The sequence below is a fragment of the Phytohabitans kaempferiae genome (genome assembly GCF_042433955.1).
GTDB classification, from domain to species: domain Bacteria; phylum Actinomycetota; class Actinomycetes; order Mycobacteriales; family Micromonosporaceae; genus Phytohabitans; species Phytohabitans kaempferiae.
In genome coordinates this window covers 35,180-48,667 of record NZ_JBHLUH010000001.1, presented here as the reverse complement: position 1 = coordinate 48,667, position 13,488 = coordinate 35,180, and the positions used below count along the sequence as shown (strand labels likewise).

The 13,488-nt window shown below is 72.9% G+C and carries 12 protein-coding genes and 1 riboswitch; of the genes, 2 read left to right on the top strand and 10 right to left on the bottom strand.

What is annotated here, in order from left to right:
* The first annotated feature begins 80 nt into the window (after positions 1-80).
* On the top strand, positions 81-1,421 hold the full coding sequence (locus ACFFIA_RS00240; protein ID WP_377243401.1) for an FG-GAP-like repeat-containing protein: 1,341 nt from the start codon (positions 81-83) through the stop codon (positions 1,419-1,421).
* Between the two features lie 68 nt (positions 1,422-1,489).
* On the opposite strand, the gene ACFFIA_RS00235 is transcribed toward ACFFIA_RS00240, so the two are convergent.
* The 3 genes from ACFFIA_RS00235 to ACFFIA_RS00225 all read right to left on the bottom strand — a co-directional run bounded on the left by ACFFIA_RS00235 (position 1,490) and on the right by ACFFIA_RS00225 (position 4,345).
* A complete protein-coding gene (locus ACFFIA_RS00235) occupies positions 1,490-2,458 on the bottom strand; it encodes an NADPH:quinone oxidoreductase family protein (RefSeq protein ID WP_377243398.1) in 969 nt (322 codons plus the stop codon).
* A gap of 89 nt (positions 2,459-2,547) precedes the next feature.
* Complete coding sequence (locus ACFFIA_RS00230) at positions 2,548-3,372, bottom strand: class II fructose-bisphosphate aldolase (protein WP_377243395.1); 825 nt, start codon at positions 3,370-3,372, stop codon at positions 2,548-2,550.
* Between the two features lie 67 nt (positions 3,373-3,439).
* Positions 3,440-4,345 (bottom strand): SIS domain-containing protein, encoded by a 906-nt coding sequence (locus ACFFIA_RS00225; RefSeq protein ID WP_377243392.1) that lies wholly within the window; start codon positions 4,343-4,345, stop codon positions 3,440-3,442.
* 169 nt (positions 4,346-4,514) lie between these two features.
* On the opposite strand from ACFFIA_RS00225, the gene ACFFIA_RS00220 reads away from it, so the two are divergent.
* Positions 4,515-5,297, top strand: coding sequence for a DeoR/GlpR family DNA-binding transcription regulator (locus ACFFIA_RS00220; RefSeq protein WP_377243389.1), 783 nt, complete (start codon positions 4,515-4,517; stop codon positions 5,295-5,297).
* Between the two features lie 14 nt (positions 5,298-5,311).
* Here ACFFIA_RS00220 and ACFFIA_RS00215 read toward each other — a convergent pair whose 3' ends face one another.
* From ACFFIA_RS00215 to ACFFIA_RS00185, 7 genes are all read right to left on the bottom strand, one after another.
* The gene (locus ACFFIA_RS00215; protein WP_377243386.1) at positions 5,312-5,899 is read right to left on the bottom strand and encodes a TMEM165/GDT1 family protein; all 588 of its coding nucleotides are present in this window, start codon (positions 5,897-5,899) and stop codon (positions 5,312-5,314) included.
* A 265-nt stretch (positions 5,900-6,164) separates the two neighbouring features.
* A complete protein-coding gene (locus ACFFIA_RS00210) occupies positions 6,165-7,772 on the bottom strand; it encodes an Hsp70 family protein (RefSeq protein ID WP_377243383.1) in 1,608 nt (535 codons plus the stop codon).
* 60 nt (positions 7,773-7,832) lie between these two features.
* Complete coding sequence (locus ACFFIA_RS00205; RefSeq protein ID WP_377243380.1) at positions 7,833-8,840, bottom strand: coiled-coil domain-containing protein; 1,008 nt, start codon at positions 8,838-8,840, stop codon at positions 7,833-7,835.
* Between the two features lie 2 nt (positions 8,841-8,842).
* Positions 8,843-8,974, bottom strand: a riboswitch (cyclic di-AMP (ydaO/yuaA leader).
* Between the two features lie 219 nt (positions 8,975-9,193).
* Positions 9,194-9,982: a S1 family peptidase gene (locus ACFFIA_RS00200; RefSeq protein ID WP_377243377.1), complete on the bottom strand. Its 789-nt coding sequence runs from the start codon at positions 9,980-9,982 to the stop codon at positions 9,194-9,196.
* Between the two features lie 217 nt (positions 9,983-10,199).
* Positions 10,200-11,015: an AfsR/SARP family transcriptional regulator gene (locus ACFFIA_RS00195; protein WP_377243374.1), complete on the bottom strand. Its 816-nt coding sequence runs from the start codon at positions 11,013-11,015 to the stop codon at positions 10,200-10,202.
* An 11-nt stretch (positions 11,016-11,026) separates the two neighbouring features.
* The gene (locus tag ACFFIA_RS00190) at positions 11,027-11,545 is read right to left on the bottom strand and encodes a hypothetical protein (RefSeq protein ID WP_377243371.1); all 519 of its coding nucleotides are present in this window, start codon (positions 11,543-11,545) and stop codon (positions 11,027-11,029) included.
* The gene (locus ACFFIA_RS00185) at positions 11,542-12,588 is read right to left on the bottom strand and encodes a helix-turn-helix transcriptional regulator (RefSeq protein WP_377243368.1); all 1,047 of its coding nucleotides are present in this window, start codon (positions 12,586-12,588) and stop codon (positions 11,542-11,544) included. Before ACFFIA_RS00185 ends, ACFFIA_RS00190 begins: the two co-directional genes overlap by 4 nt.
* Between the last annotated feature and the right edge of the window lie 900 nt (positions 12,589-13,488).

Below are 13,488 nucleotides of genomic sequence, written 5' to 3'. Positions count from 1 at the left end.
TCGCCGCCCCCGTCCAGGTCGGCAACGGCTGGCGGGACTTCCGCCTCGCCGCCTACTAGGACGACGGGAGCGACACGTCCATGAACGTACACAGCGCAAGACCGTCCCGCGCGAGAACGCTGCTCACCGCGGTGGTCGGCACGCTCGCCATGCTCGCCGCGTTCGCGGTGCAGGAAGTCACGTTCGGCGCCGGCGCGGCACACGCGGCCACGCGGGCGGACATCGTCACCGTGGCCGAGGGCGAGGTCGGCAACTCCGAGGCCAACGGCCGCTGCACGAAGTACGGGCCGTGCCGCACCACCGCCTGGTGCGCGATGTTCGCCGAGTGGGTCTGGCGCAATGCCGGCGTCTCCCCAGTGTTCACGACCGACGTCGCCACCGCGGTCGGCACCTGGGGGCAGCAGCAGGGTCTGTGGAAGGCTCGGCCCTCCAGCGGCGTGGGTTCCCCGGCCCCCGGTGACGTGGTCGTCTGGGGCGCGCCCGGCTCCGGCGTCGGCGGGCACGTGGGCATCGTCCACTCCGTACACTCGGACGGCACCATCACCACCGTCGAGGGCAACCAGAACGACGCGGTGGTCAAGCGCCGCATCAACCCGGTGACCCAGCGGGCCGGCACGCGCAACGTGCTCATCTCCGGGTACGTGTCGCCGCCGAACGTCACCTCCGCCAACCGCCCCGCGGAGAGCGTCAACGGTGACCGGTACGAGGATCTGCTCGCCGTCGACGCCAACCAGGTCCTCTGGTCGTACCCCGGCCGCTCGACCGGCACCTTCGGCTCAGCGGTACGCATCGGACCGGGCTGGGTCGACAACTACAACCGCATCGCCGTCGGTGACTCCAACGGGGACGGCTGGGCCGACCTCTACGCCACCGCCACCGATGGCGTGCTCTGGCACTGGCGCAACGACGGCGACGGCACATTCGGCGCCAGAACACAGGTCGGCACCGGCTGGAAAACCGTCGACTGGTTCACCCTCGCCGACGTCAACGGCGACGACAAGGCGGACATCCTCGCCAAAGCCGGCGACATCCTCAACCTGTACGTGGGGTCCGGCGATGGCGGCTTCGGCTCGTCGCGCCAGATCGGCACGGGCTGGAGCCAGATCAACCGTTTCGCCGCCGGTGACGCCGACGGTGACGGAGACGCGGACATCTGGGGCACCAAGCCGGACGGCTCACTGATCTACTGGCGCGGCAACGGAAACGGCACCTTCGCCACGCCGGCCCAGGTCGGCGGCAACTGGCAGACCATCCGCGAATTCGCCGTACTCGACGTCAACGGCGACAACAACGCGGACATCGTCGGTGTCAAGGCCGACGACGCCACACTGCTGCGCTGGACCGGCGACGGCGACGGCACCTTCGCCGCCCCCGTCCAGGTCGGCAACGGCTGGCGAGACTTCCGACTCGCCAGCTTCTGATCCAGGCGTGCCGGGGTGCCGCGAACGGGCGCCCCGGCACGCTGCCGTCTACGGAAGGCGATGCCGGGTCAGCGGTCGGGCTTGACGAGCACCTTGCCGGTGGCTCGGCGCTCCTCCAACTCGGCCACCGCCTCGGCGGCCTCCTCCAGCCGGAACGTCCGGCCCAGCGGCGGGTCGAGCTGCCCCGCATCGAGCAGGGGCAGCAGGTCGGCCCACTGCTCCCGCGGATAGTCCGGCCGGGCCCGCCAGAAGGCGCCCCAACCGACGCCGACGACGGAGATGTTGTTCAGCAGCAGACGGTTGACCTTCACCGTCGGGATCTCGCCGGCCGTGAAGCCGATCGTCAGCAGCCGCCCCTCGGTCGCGAGGCTGCGCAACGAGTCGGTGAACCGGTCGCCGCCGACCGGGTCGACCACCATGTCGACGCCGGTGCCGCCGGTCAGTTCCTTCACCGCGTCGCGGAAGCCCTCGGCCGGCACCGTCTCGTCGGCGCCGGCGGCGCGGGCCACCGCCGCCTTCCCCTCGGTGGAGACGACCGCGAAGACCCGGGCCCCGAGCGCCTTGGCGACCTGGATCGCGGCGGTGCCGACGCCGCCGGCCGCGCCGTGCACGAGCACGGTCTCGCCGGCGCGCAGCCCACCGCGGCGGATCAGCCCGAAGTGGACGGTCAGGTAGTTCATCGGCAGCGCCGCGCCGGCCTCGAAGGAGACGTTGCCCGGCAGCGGGAACACCACGTCGGGCGAGGCGGCCACCACGTCCGCGAAGCCCCCGAGCCCCGGGAACGCGGCCACGCGGTCGCCAGCCGCCAGGCCCGACCCGGCGGGGGCGGCCCGGACCACACCGGCGACCTCCGAGCCGGGCACGAACGGAAGCTCCGGCTTGATCTGGTACAGCCCGCGCGTAAGCAGAGCATCCGGGAAGGTGACCCCCGCCGCGGTGACGTCGATCACCACCAGGCCGTCGCCCGCCGGCTCCGGAACGTCGCTGACCTCGATCGACCTCGGCCCTTCGAGCCGCGTTACCTGTGCCGCGCGCATGCCAGCCGTCCTCACTCTCCTGGATCGGTACGCCACTCTCCTGGATCGGTACGTCGCTGCACTGTAACCCCGCGGGCGGTGCTGGCCCCTCACCCGTACGGGGTGGCGACGGTGGTGAGGTAGGCGGCGACCGCCTCCGCCATCGCCTCGCGAGCCGGCGCCAGGTAGCGGCGCGGGTCGGTGTGCGCGCTCGCGCCCGCCCGGACGGCGGCGGTGTACGCGAGGTTGAGCGCGGTGCCGATGTTCACCTTCCGGATGCCACCGGCCACCGCGCGGCGCAGTTCGTCGTCGCCGACGCCGGAGGAGCCGTGCAGCACCAGCGGCACCGGCACCGCCGCCCGCAGCGCCGCGATGAGGTCGTGGTCGAGCGCCGCCTCCCGCCGGGTCATCGCGTGCCGGGAGCCGACCGCGACCGCGAGCCCATCGACGCCGGTCTGCTCCACATAGGACACCGCCTCGGCCGGGTCGGTGCGGGCGTCCGGTGCGTGCGGGTCGCCCGCCTTGCCGCCGATCGTGCCAAGCTCGGCCTCGACCCAGAGCCCGCGCGCGTGCCCGAAGTCGGCCGCCGCCCGCGTCGCCGCCACGTTGTCCACGTAGGACAGTCGGGAGGCGTCGACCATGAACGAGCCGAAGCCGTGCTCCGGCGCCGCCCGCCACAGTTCCTCGGTCACCACGTGGTCGAGGTGGAGGGCCAGCCGCGCTTCGGAGTCGGCCGCGACCGCGCGGGCCGCCGCCGCGATCGGGCCCAGCCGCCCGCCGTGAAACCGGACCGCGTTCTCGCTGATCTGCAGGATCGCGGCGTGCCCGGCACGGTCGGCGCCCGCCGCGACGGCCTCCGCGTGCTCCATCGTGATCACGTTGAACGCGCAGACCGGGCCGGCCGCGACCAGCTCAGCCGTGGGCACCAGCGCCATCAGACCTCCACTTCGTCGATCGTGCCGGCGGCGGGCGCTTCGGCGGATGCCGGCGGGGGTCGCCGCCTCACCGGGCCGCGTCGGTACCGGCGGGGGCGAGCACGACCGACCTGGTGAGCCGGCGCGGGCGGTCGGGGTCGAGGCCGCGCCGCCCGGCCAGCTCGATCGCCAGCCGGTGCACGAGCACGAGTTGGGCGAGCGGGTCGCGGTCGGCGTCCTGGTACACCGTGGCGCCCGCGCCGGCCGAGGTCTCCGCGATGCCCTCGGGCACCTCGCCGAAGGCCCAGACCAGGCTCCGCTCGGTGGCCACCGCGACCGGACCGTGGCGGAAGTCCATCGCGGGGTACGACTCGGACCACGCCTGTGCCGTCTCCCGCATCTTGAGCGCCGCTTCGTGGGCGAGGCCGACGGTCCAGCCGGTGCCGAGGAACACGAAGTGGTCGAAGCGGCCCGCCTCCACCGGCAGCGGCGTCGCGAGCGCCGACCGGCCATCGTGGACCATCTGGTCGTGCCGGTGGCCCAGCACGGCGCGCGCCCCGGCCAGCACGGTCGTGGGAAACCGGGTCTGCACCACGCTCGCCTCGTCGGCGAAGCCGAGCACCAGCCGCTCGTCGGCCAGTTCGTCGACCGCCTCGCCCTCGACCGCCGTGACCACCACGCGGCGGGTACCGGCAGGCAGGCCGCGCAGGGCGGTGAGGATCTCGGTGGTCGTCCCAGAGCGGGTGATCGCCACGACCCGGTCGTACCGGCGGCCGGTGGGCAGCTCGGAGGCGTACGCGGCATCGGTCTCGCCGATCCCGCCCGCCTCGCGCAGCTTCGCGTACGACTGGGCGACGAACGCCGACGTGCCGCAGCCGATCGCCAGCACGCGCTCGCCCGGTGCCGCCAGCGCCTCCCGGAACTCGCCGGCCCGGGCCAGCGCGGTCTGCCACGTGTCGGGCTGGCTGGCGATCTCCGCCGCGGTCGCAGTCATGATCCGGATTATGCGCGGGCGTGAGCGAAGGAGAAAGGTTTCGCCCGCATTCGCGCATCGTAGTGTGCGCGTTTGAACATCAGGGCGCACTCGCGTCCCGTCCTCATTGATCGAACGTGTCCGTTTGGCCGTACGATGGCCGCACCCCGCCCGGAAAGCGAGCGACCCCATGGCCCGAAGCACACTGCGCCGCGCCGACCGGGTCAGCGGCATCCTCGAGCGGCTCGCCCGGGAGGGCTCGGTCGACGCCGGGCGGCTGGCCACCGAGTTCCTGGTCTCGACCGCGACCATCCGCCGCGACCTCCAGATGCTCGAAGACCAGAAGCTGCTCTCCCGCACGCACGGTGGCGCGGTGACCGCCGACGTGGCCTACGAGCTGCCGGTGCTGTACCGGGGCGGCCAGCACCGCGAGCAGAAGCGCGCGATCGCCCGGTGCGCGGTCGCCCGCCTGCCGCACGGGCCGCTCACGCTCGGCTTCACCGGCGGCACCACCACCTACGAGGTCGCCCGCCTGGTGGCCGAGCGGTTCGACCTGACCGTCGTCACCAACGCGCTCAACATCGCCGTCGACCTCGCGCTGCGCCCCCGGATCAAGCTCGTGATGACCGGCGGGGTGAGCCGCGCGCAGTCGTACGAGTTGGTGGGTCCGCTCGCCGACCGCGCGCTCGCCGGGCTCAACATCGGCGTCGCGGTGGTCGGCGTCGACGGCATCTCCGCCCGCGGCGGCCTCACCACGCACGACGAGATCGAGGCGCACACCAACGCCGCGATGATCGCCCGCGCCGAGCGCGTGATGGTGGTGGCCGACGGCTCCAAGGTCGGGCAGGTCCACCTCGCGCGCATGTGCGCGGTCGCCGAGGTCGCCGAGCTGATCACCGACTCCTCCGCCGACCCGGTGGCTCTGGAGGCCATCCGCCGGGGCGGCACGCAGATCGTCGTGGCCGACGCCTGAGCGCGTTCGGGCCGTCAGGTCAACTGCCCGATCGCGTCGGCGAGCAGCCAGATTCCGAAGATCGCGAACAGGGCGGCGGCGCCGTACTTGATCGCCTTCTCCGGCAGCCGCCGGCCCAGCCACCGGCCCACCAGGATGGCCAGGGCGTCGGCGGCGACCATGCCGATCGTCGAGCCGATCCAGGTACCGAGCCAGCCGTGCTGCGTGGCCAGCGTGATCGTCGCCAGCATCGTCTTGTCCCCCAGCTCGGCCAGGAAGAACGCCACCGTCACCGCGATGAACGCGTTCCGGCTCGTCCGCTCGGCCTTGCTCTTCTCCTCCTCGGTCAGGCGGTCACCGCGCAGCGTCCACGCCCCGAACGCCAGGAACGCCAAACCCGCCGCCAGCGCGATCCAGCCGGTCGGCAGCGAGGCACCGAGTCCGTACCCGACACCGACCGAGATCGCGTGCACCACCGTGGTCGCCACCGTGATGCCCAGCAGCACCGGCCACGGACGGAAGCGAGTGGCGAACGTCAACGCCATCAACTGCGACTTGTCGCCCAGCTCGGCGACGAAAATGACCCCGAAACTGATCGCCAACGCGGCGAGAAAACCTTCCACGACGCCCTTCCCGGAACGGAGCCGGGAACAAGGGCACAGGCGACCTCGACCCGGCTTGACAGCCAAGTCGAAGGTCTCGCCCGCCCCACCACAGACGGTGAGGCCGCGTGGCCGGGAACGCGCGAGCGCGAACCAGTATGTCGACCACGACGTTGGGAGCTACTCCCCTTCGCGGGACCGAGATTAGCCTCCGCCGCCTGGTCGTGGCACCTCCCGGAGACGAAGATCACCCCTGGCCGACCGGGCCACGCGTCCGCTCTCGGGGTCAGAGCCGCCGGATCTCCGTGACCCACAGCGGCTCCCGGCCGCCGCAGCCGGTGCCCTCCGGGTCGACGAAGCCCGCGATCCACACGCGCGTGACGCCGCTGGGCACGGACACCTCGGGGTCGGCGCCCTTGATTTCGTACCGCCGGCCGTCGGCGCTGTCGAACGCCGTGCAGTAGCCGGCGCGGATCGTCCCGTCGAGCGTCATGTCGAGCCAGCCGAGGGCGGTGGTCCGCTCGTCGTACGCCGCCGGCTTGGTCGGTGCCGAGGTCGGCGTGGGGCTCACACTCGTGCCGGACGCCGAGGCCGACGGCGTGGGGCTCGGGCTGGACGCCGAGGTCGACGGCGTGGGCAGCGCGCCGGGCGTGTCGCGGTCGGTGGCGGACCACCAGGCGAAGGCCCCGCCGGCCGCGACGACGGCGGCCGCGACGGCACCGACCAGCACCAACCGCCGGCGCCGGGCCGTCACCACCTCGGTCGGCGCGAGCGGCGGCGCGGACACGTCGACGGTCGGGGCGAGGGCGGGCGGTGCCGGTACCTCCGGATCGGGCTCGCCCACCGCGAGCACGGCGCCCTTGGCGACGATCAGCTCGGGCTGCTCGATGATCACCGGGTCGACGCCGAAGGCGCGGCGCAGGACGGTCGCCACCAGCGGGAGCCGGCTGCCGCCGCCGACCAGGAGCACCGCGCCGAGGTCGCCGGCCCGCACCCCCTGCCCGTCGAGCACCGCCCGCGCGGCCTCGACCGTACGCTCGACGACCGGCCGCGCCAGCTCGTCGAGCTGCTCCCGCCCGAGCGGCACCTCGGTGTCGACGAGCGGCACGTGCAGGAAGGTCGACGAGAGCCGCCCCAGGCTCTCCTTGGCGAGGCGCACGCCGTCCCACAGCTGCCGGGCCGCCCGCCGCTCACCGGCCGTGGCCGGCTCGCGCAGCCGCCGCCACTCCGGGCTGCCGCCCGGATCGAGCGCCGCCACCACCGCCGCGTCGATGTCGAGGCCGCCGGCGTCGTCCAGGCCGCGCGTGGCGAGCACGTCAAAGCCGCTGGTACGGGGTACGACGAGCGTCGCGTCGAAGGTGCCCGCGCCGAGGTCGTAGACGAGCACGGGCGCACCCTCGGGCACGCGCTCGCCGGCGACGGCCAGAAGGTACGCGGCGGCCGCGACCGGCTCGGACACGAGCGCGACACCGGTCAGCCCGGCGGAGGAGGCGGCCGCCGAGAGCACCTGCCGCCGCGCCGGGCCCCACGACGCTGGGCAGGTGACGACGGTGCGCCCCGGCAGCCCGCCGGCGATCTGCCGGACGTCCGCCGCGACCCGGGCGAAGACCGCCGCGAGCAGGTCGACCACCGGCACGTCGGCGCCGAGGAAGACGGTGCCCTCGTCGATCCGCCGCTTGGGGTGCGGCTCGAACCGCTCCGGCGTGGCCAGCGCGGCCTGGAGCGCGTCCCGGCCGGCCAGCAGCGCGCCGCTCGCGTCGGCGCACACGGCGGAGGGCAGCAGCGGCGAGCCGTCGAACAGGACCGGCTCGGCCGGCACGCCGGGACGGCTCAGGACCGCGACGGTCGACGAGGTTCCGAAGTCGACTCCGAGCCGGTACGCATCGGCAGACACGCCGACAATCTACGGTCCCACCGCCACCGGGAAACAGCGCCGCAGGTGGCGGGCGCGGGATCAGACCATCGACATGTGTACGTGATCTTTGTGGTCCTGCGGACCGGTGTAGGTCGACCAGCCGGTCACCGGGAACCAGATCTGCCGGTACCAGATCACGTAGAGGATGCCGAGCCGCTCGGCGTTGCGGACCAGGAACGCGGTGAGGTTGTTGCCGTACAGCCGCTGGTCGTCGGTGCGGGCGTTGGCGAAGCCGCTGTTGAGCAGCGACCAGTCGCAGGCGCGCCCCTTGGGATGCTCGAACGGCCCGCCGGGGCGGTAGCAGCCGACGAAGCGGCGGAACCCGGCCTTGCGCGCCTCGTTGTACGCGTTGAGCGTGCGTGGCGTGATGCAGCCGGAGGTGGTCGGGTCGTTGATGCTGCACGACTCGTCCGGCCAGGAGCCGTCCGAGTTTCGGGGCGCGGCCTTGGCGACGGGCGAGGTGGCGGCGACGAAGCCGCCGGTGAGCTTGGTGCCGCCGACGAGCGCCAGCGCCTTGTCCGCCTCGGACTTCTGGCGGGCGATGACGGCGAGCTGCTTGCGCTCCTCGGCGACCTCCGCGTCGAGCGCGGCCTTCGCCCTGGCTGCCTTCTCCCGCGCGGCGGTGAGCTCGGCGACCTTCCGGTCGTTGACCATGTTGAGCTCGGTGAGCACGGTCGCCCGCGCCATGAACTCGTCGCGGGAGGCGGTGTTGAGCAGCGCGGACACGGCGGTGAGCTTGCCGGTGCGGTAGGAGGCGGCGGCCAGCTCGCCGATCTGCGGCGCCAGCTCTTCGAGCCGGTCCTCCGCCTGGCGCAGCTCGAGACTGAGCTGGAGCTGGCGGTTGCGCGACTTGTCGAGCGCGGCCTTGGCCTGCGCGTATCGCTTGCCGGTCGCGGTCAGCACCTCGCTGAGCAGCGCCGGCCCGTCTTCCGCCGGGGTCGGATCCGCCGGCGCCGCCTGCGCGCCGGACGGTGCGGTCACGAACAACACCGCACCGGCGACCACCGCCATCGCGAACGCGCACAAACGGCGTAAGGCTGCCGTCATACCATCCCTCCGTCGGCCGCCGGCCAGGTTAGCTGACGGGTTCGGGACGGAAGCGATCCCTACCGCGATGCGGATTCACCCCGAGGCGCGTGGTTCCCCGGCTCGCCGAAGTGGCGATTTGGCGGCGGTCAGGCCGCCCCGGCCCGTTGCCGGAGCGCATGACCGGCGGTCAGCATACCGGACCAGATACCTCCGGTCACCTCAACCACGCCAGAAAAAGCGTTACCACACAACGACTTTGGGTAACCTAAGCCCCCACCGTCGTCCTCCACAATGGAGGAGGCTCGGCCCGCGCTCCGACGGCGCTTTCGGCGGCGGGGCGGGCACCGGCTCGCCCCGCCGCCGGCCGAGCCTCAGGCGGGCAGGCCGCCCACCTGCGTGTTGATCCACGAGCGGATCGAAGACAGGTCACCGTAGATCGACGGGCCGGTGGCGCAGACCGCGCTGCCGTTGCCGGACCGGCTGGTGGCGCCGATGAGGTTCCACCGGCCGCTGATCATCCGGACCTGCGGGCCGCCGGAGTCGCCGTAGCAGGCGCCGGAGTTGCCGTTGGTGTTGTTCGTGCAGATCTCGTACGGGCCGTCGATGCCGAGGCACCGGCTGTCCGTCACGATCGACGTGTCGAGCTCGGTGGCCAGGACCGGCGCCGAGCCGCAGCCGCGGGTCGGGCAGGTCTGGCCCCAGCCGATGATCCGGGTCGCGGTGCCGACAGCCCCGGAGGTCGTCGGGATGGGCGCCGGCGCCTGGCTCACCGAGCTGCCCAGCCGCAGCAGCTTGACGTCGATCCGGGGGTGGTTGACCGCACCGGTCACGGAGACCACCGTCCCGCCGCTGCCGCGGTTGACGCTACCGACCCGCACCGACGACGGCGTGGGGCAGTGCTTGGCCGTGACCACCCAGTTCGCCTTGATCAGCGACCCGGTGCACCCGGAGGTGTACACCAGGAACGAGTAGTTCTCCGACGCCGGCCGGCCGTTGACGATCAGCGGGACCATGCCGCCGTCCGGCTCGGTGGCGGTCTGGCTGGCGGCGTACGAGTGCGACGCCGGTGGCGCCGCACTCGCCGGCACCGCGCTGACGGCATGGACCGAGGCGACCGCGACGGCACCGAGCACCGCGGCCGACAGTCTTCTGAGGAGCATTGGTTGACCTCCTGGACGTCGTGTTGGGGGGTGACCCCGACCGCACGCTATCCATTTAGGGAAATCTTTCAATGCTCTTCGCTATACCGAATCTGCCCTATCGCCGGATGATGGCGGCAAAAGCGCCGGTCAGCGCCGAGGGCTGTTTCATCGAGGGTCGGCCGAGCCGAGGCGTCTGGGCCCGCCGCGGGCCGGCCATGCCCCTGGGAAACGGGCCCTAGAAGCGCAGCCGGACCAGCCGGCGTACGCGCGGTCGCACCGCCGGTCGCCTCCGCCGCGTGGCCGTGGCCGGTGCCGCCACCGCCGGGTCGTGCGTGAGCACCGCGCGGTGGGCGGCCGCCAGCTCCGGGCCCGGCACGATGCCGAGCTGCTCCACCAGCAGGTCGCGCACGCAGCGGTACGCCTCCAGCGCCTCCGCCTGCCGGCCGGAGCGGTACAGCGCCACCATCAGCCGGCACCACAGCGACTCGCGCAGCGGCTGCTGTGCGGTCAGGTCGCGCAGCAGCGGCACCAGGTCGGCGTGGCGCCCGGCGGCCAGCAGCAGGTCGAGGCGGCGCTCGGTCGCGGCGTACCACTCCTCGCTCAGCCCTGGCGCGTGCTCGGCGACCAGCGCCTCGGAGCCCACGTCCTGGAGCGGGTCGCCGTGCCAGCAGGCGAGCGCGCGCTCCAGCAGGTCGAGCTCGGCCGCGCCCTCGGCCGACCGGGCGGCGCGCAGGAGCGTACGGAAGCGGTGCACGTCGACCGCCTCGGCCGGCACCGTCAGCACGTATCCGCCCGCCGTACCGCGGATCACGTCCATGCTGAGGTCGTGCCGCAGACGAGTGACCACAGTGGACACCGCACGCCGGGTCGGTGAGAGGGCGTCGTCGCCCCACAGGTACCGGGCCAACGCGGTGGTGCTGACGGTGCGCCCGGGCGCGAGCGCCAGCGCGGCGAGGATCACCTGCCGGCGCGGCGCGGCGACCGTCACGGGATGGCCCCGCGCGACCACGCGCACCGGCCCGAGCAGGCTGATCTCCAGGGAGTCGTCCACGACGCCGGCCCCTACCAGCAACTTCCGCAGGCCGGGCTGCTGTCGTGGTCGTCGACGAAGACCCGCGCCTTCATCTGCACCAGCGGGTCGTCCGTCGCCAGCCGGCTGACGGTGTGCAAGGTCCCCCGCGAGTCCCGGTACAACCCGACGCAGGCGATCCGCACGTCGTAGTCGGTGACCACGCAGATCGCGTCGACGAGCGGCGGCACGTGCCGGCTCTGGGCGAACGTCGTCGGCGCGGTGGGCGCGTACGCGATCAGGACGCTCTCCGAAACCTCGGCGAGCGGCCCCACCTCGGCGTAGAGGGCGTAGGCCCAGGCCGCTGGCGAGTCCGACGGGTCGGCGCAGTCGAGGTGCCACTCCAGCGCGAGCCGGTTGGAGGCGGCGTCGTACGCCACGCGGTCGATCCCGCCCTCGGTGCACGGGATGCGCTTCCAGGGCACCTCCCCCGCCGCCGCCGGGCCCCCGATCGGGGTGACGATGACAAGGGCGGCCACCGCCGCCAGGACACGGAGGATCTGGCGCCTCACCGGTCGCTCCCTTCAGCCGTCTCGTCCGCCCCCCGGCCGGGTGGGGTGACCACGCGCATCGCGCCCAGGGCGAGACCGAGCTGGAACCGGTTCTCCACCCCCAGGCGGTCCATCAGCCCGCGCAGCGTGTAGGTGACCGAGCGCGTGGAGATGCCGAGGTACTGCGCCGCCGTGGCCTCGGTGTGCCCCTCGGCGAGCAACGCCACCACCGCCTTCTCTCGTTGGGTGAGCACGATCGTCGGTACTCCGTTCCGGCGAGGGTCGGTCGCACCACTCCAGTGGCTGACGAAGAGCGAGACCAGCGACGCGACCGCGACCGGCTCGACGACCTCCCAGGTACCGCGCGCCAGGTCGAGCGGGTCGACCGCCAGCAGCGCGACCCGGCGGTCAAAAATGATCATCTTGTGTGGCAGGCGGCCGGTCTCCCGGTACTCGCCGCCGAGCCGGACGAACTCCGCCGTGTAACCCGCCGACCGGTCGCCGTCCGCCGGTGGCCGGCCGAGCGACCGCACGCGTACCCGCCGTCGCAGCAGGTCGGTGTCGATGGGCGAACCGATCGAGACCGACTCCGTACTGAAGATCTGCTCCGGATGCATCGCCAACTGCTCGACCCGCCCCGCCTCGGCCAGCTCGGCGATCCGCCGCCGGGTCGCGGTGCGCCCGGGGAGCCGCCGGGCCGGAAACGACGCCGTCTCCGGTGCGGGCCGCCCGCCGTCGGGCGCCGCGAGGGCCCGCCGCAGCGCGCGCTGGCGCAGCTTCCTGACCGCCGTGTCGACGGGCACCGCGTGCCAGCGGTCCGCGTCGGCACCGTACGCTGCCCGCTCCCGGATCGCCTGCACGAGGCCCGCCGCGACCATTTCGTCGAGCGCGTTCCGCACGCGCCGCGCCGCGAGGCCCAGATCGGCGCCGACGGCGACGGCCCGCCGCGGGCCGAAGCTCACCAGGCACCGGTACACCAGATCCGCGTCGGCGGAGACGCCCCAGCGGACCAGCGATGGTACGGCCGCCCCGACGGGCAACACCGCCGCAGAACTGCCTGACACCTACACCACCCCCGTTTGGATTCGGTACGCAGCGATGAAAGCACAGGCCGGCGGGGATGTCTGCGGCCCACAAGATCACCAAGAAGATCTATTGCCAAATTCCGCAAAACCCGTGTCCAGCGCTAGCGCCGAGACGGCCGGCGGCACCGGGTCCGAGCCTTCCGGTAGCTCACGACGAGTACGTACTCCCCCTCGATCCAGAGGGAACGGAGTGTGCCAGGCGGCGGCTTCAGCTTGGTTTCAACGGTTCTTGAGCCGTCCGCGCGAAGGGCGTGGGACCGCGGCGCAGGCTCTGGAGCATCCATTCCACGAGACAGATCCGGGCTACCGCGATGTTCGTCGTGGTCCAGACCGTTGCTCCCGCAGCCGCGCCATCCGCGGTCCACAACCTCCACCCCGTCCTCGCCCCGCACCGCCGAGAGTCTCGAAGCTCTGGATAGCAGGACCATGGTGATCCCGCTGACGAAACGAGGTCTCTACGGAGCTTTCGGAGTCGAGGTGGCGCAGACGCCAGGCCCGGTGGTTGCCGCGCCGGACCCGGCAGGTGTGTGGGCGATTGTCAGGGACATTGCCCCTTCGAACCGGCCACAGGAGGGCTATGTCCCCGACAAACCCCCCTTCGCCCGGGCTGACCGGGCCGGGAGGCGGTAAGCCGACGAACTATCCCGGACCGATCGCGAAGCTGAGCGAGTGTGCCGGACGCGCGCCGGTGACGCGGCGTCGGGTTGGGCGCGTTGGTGCGCCCAACCCGACAGTTCCGCCCGGGCCGAGGCGGCGTCGGGCCGGGTCGCGATCGTGGGGACGTGGAGGGTGAGGCCGCGGGAGCGACGGCCGCGAGCACGACGGGCATCGCGGCAGCTCCCCTCTGCCACACCAGAATCCAACCGCTACGGACAGCAC

What these genes read in the sequence shown, in the direction of transcription:
- ACFFIA_RS00200 (WP_377243377.1), bottom strand. Translation starts at nt 9,982, where the DNA reads ATGCTCCTCAGAAGACTGTCGGCCGCGGTGCTCGGTGCCGTCGCGGTC.
- ACFFIA_RS00230 (WP_377243395.1), bottom strand. Translation starts at nt 3,372, where the DNA reads ATGGCGCTGGTGCCCACGGCTGAGCTGGTCGCGGCCGGCCCGGTCTGC.
- ACFFIA_RS00235 (WP_377243398.1), bottom strand. Translation starts at nt 2,458, where the DNA reads ATGCGCGCGGCACAGGTAACGCGGCTCGAAGGGCCGAGGTCGATCGAG.
- ACFFIA_RS00205 (WP_377243380.1), bottom strand. Translation starts at nt 8,840, where the DNA reads ATGACGGCAGCCTTACGCCGTTTGTGCGCGTTCGCGATGGCGGTGGTC.
- ACFFIA_RS00240 (WP_377243401.1), top strand. Translation starts at nt 81, where the DNA reads ATGAACGTACACAGCGCAAGACCGTCCCGCGCGAGAACGCTGCTCACC.
- ACFFIA_RS00225 (WP_377243392.1), bottom strand. Translation starts at nt 4,345, where the DNA reads ATGACTGCGACCGCGGCGGAGATCGCCAGCCAGCCCGACACGTGGCAG.
- ACFFIA_RS00220 (WP_377243389.1), top strand. Translation starts at nt 4,515, where the DNA reads ATGGCCCGAAGCACACTGCGCCGCGCCGACCGGGTCAGCGGCATCCTC.